The organism is Amycolatopsis sp. NPDC059021, from assembly GCF_042739895.1.
In the GTDB taxonomy this organism is placed as follows: Bacteria; Actinomycetota; Actinomycetes; order Mycobacteriales; family Pseudonocardiaceae; genus Amycolatopsis.
The window spans coordinates 1-6,080 of the sequence record NZ_JBHYIQ010000129.1 but is presented as its reverse complement, the minus strand read 5'-3'; the positions used below and the strand labels follow the sequence as shown (position 1 = coordinate 6,080).

5 protein-coding genes are annotated in these 6,080 nt (G+C 70.0%); 4 read left to right on the top strand and 1 reads right to left on the bottom strand.

The window, feature by feature from the left end; translation table 11 throughout:
• Positions 1–864 (bottom strand): SAM-dependent methyltransferase (locus ACFWX1_RS43085; RefSeq protein WP_378395681.1); only part of this gene is annotated, 864 nt, incomplete at its 3' end.
• Positions 865–1,159: 295 nt separating this feature from the next.
• Here ACFWX1_RS43085 and ACFWX1_RS43080 point away from each other — a divergent pair.
• From ACFWX1_RS43080 to ACFWX1_RS43065, 4 genes are read left to right on the top strand one after another with little or no spacing between them, the layout of a single operon-like run.
• Entirely contained in the window at positions 1,160–2,422 is a 1,263-nt protein-coding gene (locus ACFWX1_RS43080; protein WP_378395680.1) for a cytochrome P450, read from the top strand.
• 30 nt (positions 2,423–2,452) lie between these two features.
• The gene (locus ACFWX1_RS43075) at positions 2,453–3,238 is read left to right on the top strand and encodes a thioesterase II family protein (RefSeq protein WP_378395679.1); all 786 of its coding nucleotides are present in this window, start codon (positions 2,453–2,455) and stop codon (positions 3,236–3,238) included.
• Positions 3,235–4,440, top strand: a complete 1,206-nt coding sequence (locus ACFWX1_RS43070) for an acyltransferase (RefSeq protein WP_378395678.1) — start codon at positions 3,235–3,237, stop codon at positions 4,438–4,440. The genes ACFWX1_RS43075 and ACFWX1_RS43070 overlap by 4 nt, the downstream gene beginning before the upstream one ends.
• A 7-nt stretch (positions 4,441–4,447) precedes the next feature.
• On the top strand, positions 4,448–5,968 hold the full coding sequence (locus tag ACFWX1_RS43065; protein WP_378395677.1) for a bifunctional 3-(3-hydroxy-phenyl)propionate/3-hydroxycinnamic acid hydroxylase: 1,521 nt from the start codon (positions 4,448–4,450) through the stop codon (positions 5,966–5,968).
• Positions 5,969–6,080: the final 112 nt, after the last annotated feature.

The following is a 6,080-nucleotide window of genomic DNA, read 5'->3' as shown; positions in this document are numbered from 1 at the left end:
TTGGTAGTCTTCTTGCGTAGCTTGGGACTGCGCGCCCGCAATGTGTGGTTTGCGCGGGTTCAGGAGTATTATCCCAAGGGCGGGTTCCGCGCTGAACGCGCGGAACCGCGAGAGCGTGGCTTCGAACTGCTCCGCCCCGATGTGCGGCACGGCCTGCTCCCGCAGCGCCTCGAACCGCACCGCCGCCTTGTCCCACGACGGCCGGGTGTACTTGCTGACGTCCTCGGCGGCTCCTGGCTCGAGCCCGGCCTCGCGCAGGTGGGCCTGGTACTCGGCGAGGTCGACGACCGACACCACGCCCTTGCCGACCTCGCGCACCCTGGCGGCGTCGGCTTCCGGCCCGTCGGGGCCGGGGGTGAGCAGGAAGTCGCCGATCGCCAGTTGCCCGCCCGGCCGCAGCAGCCGGGCCGCCTCCCGGATCACATGCCACCGGTCCGGCATGTGGTGCAGGGACTCCAGCGCCCAGACGATGTCGAACGACTCGTCCGGGAACTGCAGATCCATCGCGTCGGCGTACTCGAAGACCACCCGGTCGTCCAGCTCGGCCTTGAAGGCGCGGTCGTTCGCGCGCTCCACCTGCCGCTCGCTGATGGAGATGCCGGTGACCATGATGTCGCTCGCGGAGCCCAGCCTGATCGCCGGCTCGCCGTTGCCGCAGCCGATGTCGAGCAGCCGGTCACCCGCCCGGATGGTCAGCATCCCGCTGAGCTTGTCGGTCAGCCGGTCGGTGGCTTCCTCGAGCGACTGGTCTCCCGACGTGTCGTCCCAGTAGCCGTGGTGCAGATTCTCGCCCCAGAGCTGGTCGAGCAGTTCCGCGAAAGCGTCGTAGCCCTGGCCAATCTCGTTCGGAGTCGGCTTTGTCACCAGTACCCCTCAAGCATCGTTTTCGCGTGACCGCCTGTCGATCAACGCCGGCCTGCATGGTTCTTCCGGAGGCTAGGACAGACCCGGCCCGCCGGGCATCCCTCGTTCTGATAGCGCCGTGGGTAGCGCGCTCCCGACTGTCCACAAGAGACACACAGGGCCGGGACGCGGCGGCGCAGCCTTATCAGGTTGGGGGATGCTCGGCACGCCCCCGTCTCCCTACGGTCCGAACGGGGCCGCGGCGCGCCCGCCCCCGCGTGCGGATCGCACATTCGTCGCCAGGAAAGGGAGGGCCATGACCGCCACCGCCGAGCCTTCGGCCAAACCGGTCGACCTGTTCTCACCCGAGGTGGTCGCCGACCCGTTCGGCTGGTACGCGCGGTTGCGCGAGGAGCCGCTGCCGGACACCGGGACGCTGAACATCGGCACCATGATGGGCGGGCCGGACATGTGGCTGGCCACGCGCTACGAGGACGTGCTCCGGGTCCTCACCGATCCGCGGTTCCTGACGAACCCGCCCGAGGACTCCCCCCTCGCGGACATCCGGGCCGGCGTGTTCAAGGCGATGGACTTCCCCGAGGACCTGATCCCGTGGATGGCCAACAAGCTCAACACCGCCGACGGTGAGGACCACACCCGGCTGCGCAAGCTGGTCTCCTACGCGCTGACCGCCCGCCGGGTCAACCAGCTACGGCCCCGCGTCGAGCAGATCACCGGCGATCTGCTCGACAAGATGGCCGAGCAGGGCAAGGACGGCTCACCGGTCGACCTGGTCGAGGAGTACTGCTTCCCGCTGCCGGTCACGGTGATCTGCGAGCTGGTCGGCATCGACGAGGCCGACCGCGCGGACTGGCACGCCTGGGGCAACGCGATGGCCACGATGGACGGCCCGAACATCCCGCCCGCCCTGCGCAAGTGCATCGACCTCTCGCGGGAACTGATGGCACGCAGGCGCGTCGAACCGAAGGACGACCTGGTCACCGCGCTCGTGCAGGCGCAGGCGGCGGACAACAACCGCGTCTCCGACGACGAGATCGTCGGGATCCTGTTCAGCCTGGTGACGGCCGGGCACCAGACGACGACCTATCTGATCGGGAACTCGGTGCTGTTCCTGCTCGAGCACCCGGACCAGCTCGCGCGGCTGAAGGCCGATCCTTCGCTGTGGCCGCAGGCGGTGCGGGAGCTGCAGCGGCTGGGACCGCTCCAGTTCACGCAGGCGCGGTTCCCGTCGGAGGACGTCGAGCTGGGCGGGGTCACGATCCCGAAGGGCACGCCGGTCGCGCCGCTGCTGCTGGCCGCCAACACCGACCCGCGCAGGTTCCCCGAGCCGGACAAGCTGATCGTCGACCGGCCCGACAGCGACAGCCACCTCAGCTTCGGGAAGGGTATCCACCGCTGTCTCGGGCAGCATCTGGCCTATCAGGAGGCCGAGGTGGCGCTGCACGGGCTGTTCAGCCGGTTCCCGGACGTGTCGCTCGCGGTGCCGAGGGAAGAGATCCCGTGGATCCTGCGGCCCGCGTTCACCCGTACCAGGACCCTCCCGCTGAAACTCGCCTGAGCGAACGAAACTCCGAAAGGGAAACTGGCCGTGCATCAAACTGCGGAGCACGTCGAACAGTGGGTACGCCGGTTCCAGCCGGCACCGGACGCGCGGGTCCGCCTCGTGTGCCTGCCGCACGCCGGCGGGTCGGCCAGCTTCTTCTTCCCGGTGGCCAAGGCACTCGCCCCCGCGGTCGAGGTACTGGGGGTCCAGTACCCCGGCCGCCAGGACCGGCGTCACGAACCGCCGCTGGACAGCATCGACGCGCTGGCGGGCCGGATCCTGGAGGTGCTGCGGCACTTCGACGACCGTCCGCTCGCGCTGCTGGGACACAGCATGGGCGCGATCATCGGCTACGAACTGGCGTTGCGGATGGCGGACGCCGGGCTGCCCGCGCCCGTGCACCTGTTCGCGTCCGGGCGGCGGGCGCCCTCGCGCTACCGCGACGACGACGTGCACGACGTGTCGGACGACCGGCTCGTGGCCGAACTCCGGAAACTGGGCGGCTCCGACGCGGCCATGCTCGCCGACCCCGAACTACTGGAAATGATCCTGCCCGCGATCCGCGGCGACTACCGGGCTGTCGAGACGTACCGGCACGAGCCCGGCCGGAAGCTGGACTGCCCGATCACGGCGTTCACCGGCGACCGCGATCCGCGGGTGTCGGTCGCCGAGGCCCGTGCCTGGGCGGAGCACACCACCGGCCCCGCCGAGCTGCGGGTCCTGCCGGGCGGCCACTTCTTCCTGGTCGACCAGGCCGCCGCCATGATCGCGACGATGACGGAGAAGCTGGCCGGCGTCGCGCTGACCGGAAGCACGGGAGGAAATCCGTGACGCGAGCCGGTGTCCTGCGCGCGCTGTCGCCCAGCGAGAAGATCCATGCCCTCAGGGAGTCGTACATCGGCTACACGGTGCGTGCCGCGGGGCGGCTGGATCCGGATGCGCTGACGACCGCGTTCGAAGCGGTGTACCGCGCGTATCCGCAGCTTTCGGCCCGGGTGGAGATCGGCGACGACGGCGTCGTTCTCACCGAGTCCGACGCCCGGCCGGAGATCCGGTTCGCCGAGGGGGACGTCGAAAAGCCGTTGGCGGGCCTGGAAATCGACCAGCACCGGTCGTTGAGCGCGCTCAACGTGGTCCGCGACGGCGACGAAGCCGCCGTCTGCCTGGCGATCCAGCACAGTGTCGCCGACGCGCACCACGCCACCGCGATCCTCTCGACGCTCTGGTCCTGCTACACCGACGTCGTCAATGGTGTGCCTCTCGACCTGCCTCGGCACCCGTACCCCCGGTCGCTGGAGGACCTGCTGGCCGAGCGCGGCATTCACGCGAACGCCCCGGCCGCACCGGAAACCCCGGCGCCCGCACCGGCGTCGCTCCCGGATCCCGTCGTCCGTCCGGTGATCCAGCACCGCCTGACCGCGGCCGAGACGACGGCGCTGGCGGAACTCGGCCACCGCGAGCACGTGACGATGAACGGCCTGCTGTCGGGCGTGATCCTGCTCGCCGAGGCCGAGATCCGGGACATGCCGCCGACCGACCTGATCTACCGGTATTCGGTGAACCTGCGCGGCCGCCTGGATCCCCCGGTCGGCGCGACCGAGGGCACGAACGTGCTCGGCGGCGTGGGATTCAAGGTGACGGACGGAATCGAGCACGACGCCGTCGCGATCGGCCGGGCGATCGGCGAACAGCTGCGGGCGGGTCTCGCCGACGGCTCCGTCCAGCGCAGCATCCTGGACATGTTCAGCAGGCCCGCCGCGGCCAAGCCGTGGAACCCGAACCTCGCCCTGGCCGTGGTCAGCATCATGAACTGGGGTGTGGTGCCCCGGATGCGCACGCCGGACGGGCTGCGGCTGACCAATCTGCACTCCGCGTCGCGGATGCGGGAGACCCTCGCGCTCGGCGGCTACGTGATGAGCACCTTCGACGGCCGGATCGGCATCGACCTTGGCTGGCCCGAGGGCGATCCGTCGGTGCCGGGGCGCGTCGAGTGCCTGCGCGAGCGGTTGAGCCGCCTGACTCGTGACCTGTGAGGTTCCCTTGACGGACACGGACGTCGTCATCGTCGGCAACGGCCCGATCGGCGCCACCCTGTCGGTGCTGCTGGCGCGACGCGGCTGGCGGGTGACCGTGCTCGAACGGCGTCCCCGGCCGTACAAGCTGCCGCGGGCGACCAGCTTCGACGGCGAGACGGCCCGGCTGCTGGCCGCCACCGGCATCGGCGAGGGCCTCGGGCGGATCACCGCGCCCGCCAACGGATACCAGTGGCAGACCGCCGCCGGGCAGACGCTGCTCGACATCGCCTTCAGCACGTCCGGCCCGTACGGCTGGCCGGACGCGAACACCATGCACCAGCCCGCGCTGGAGGAACTCATCGCGGCCAGGGTGAAGGAACTGCCCGGAATCACCGTGCTGCGCGGGCACGAGGTCGTGGACATCGTCGACGGTGACGAGCGCGTACAAGTGACCGCCACCGACTCCGAAGACGCGTCGCGGACACTGTCGGCACGGTGGGTCGTGGGCTGCGACGGCGCCAACAGCTTCGTCCGCGAACACCTCGACGTGCCGGTGACCGACCTCGGCTTCTCGTACGAGTGGCTGCTCTGCGACGTCCAGCTCCGCGAACCGCGCGAGTTCGTGCCGACGAACGTGCAGATCTGCGATCCGGCCCGGCCCACGACGCTGGTGGGCAGCGGGCCGGGGCGCCGGCGCTGGGAGTTCATGCGCCTGCCGGGCGAGAGCACGGCCGAACTGAACAAGGACGAAACGGCTTGGCGGCTGATGGCGCCGTTCGGCGTCACCCCCGAGACCGCCACCCTGCTGCGCAGCACCACGTACATCTTCCAAGCGCGCTGGGCCGACCAGTGGCGGGTGGGTCACGTGCTGCTCGCCGGTGACGCTGCGCACCTCATGCCGCCGTTCGCGGGCCAGGGCATGTGTTCCGGCATCCGCGACGTCACCAATCTGGCCTGGAAGCTGGACTGCACACTTCGCGGGCTCGCCGAAGAGTCTATTTTGGACAGCTATCCCGAAGAACGCCGCGCGCAGGCGAAAGAGGCGATTCTCGCGTCGGTCCAGCTGGGCAGGGTCATCTGCGTGACGGATCCGGCGGCCGCGGCCGAACGGGACGCCACCGTGCTGGCCAACCGCCGTGGCAAGCCACCGACCCGGCCGGAACCGGCGAAACCACTCACCGGCGGGCTGCTGCACGAAAGCCCTGGCGCGGGCGAAGTCGTGCCACAGGGACGGGTGCGCCTGCACGGCGACACCGGGCTGTTCGACGACGTCGTCGGCCGGGGTTTCGTCCTGCTCACCACCGAGGCACTCGACGAGGACCGCTCGTACTTCCTCGACTGTCTGGGGACGCACGTCGTGCGGCTGGACGACGACGTCGACGTGGACGACGTCTATCGGCCGTATCTGGCGCGGTACCAGGCGACTTCGCTACTCGTCCGCCCGGACTACCACGTCTTCGGCACCGCCAACGGCCCGCGAGACCTGGAAGCGCTGATCGACGCCCTGCGGGACCGGCTGCACGCCGCCGTTCCCGCCGGTTCGTAGTCCACAAAGGACGAACGTGCCGTTAAGGCCACCTTACGGGCGTCTGACGCCCGTAAGGTGGCCTTAACGGCACGTCGGCAGAAGCTCAGCGGCGGCCGGTGGGGGTGACGTT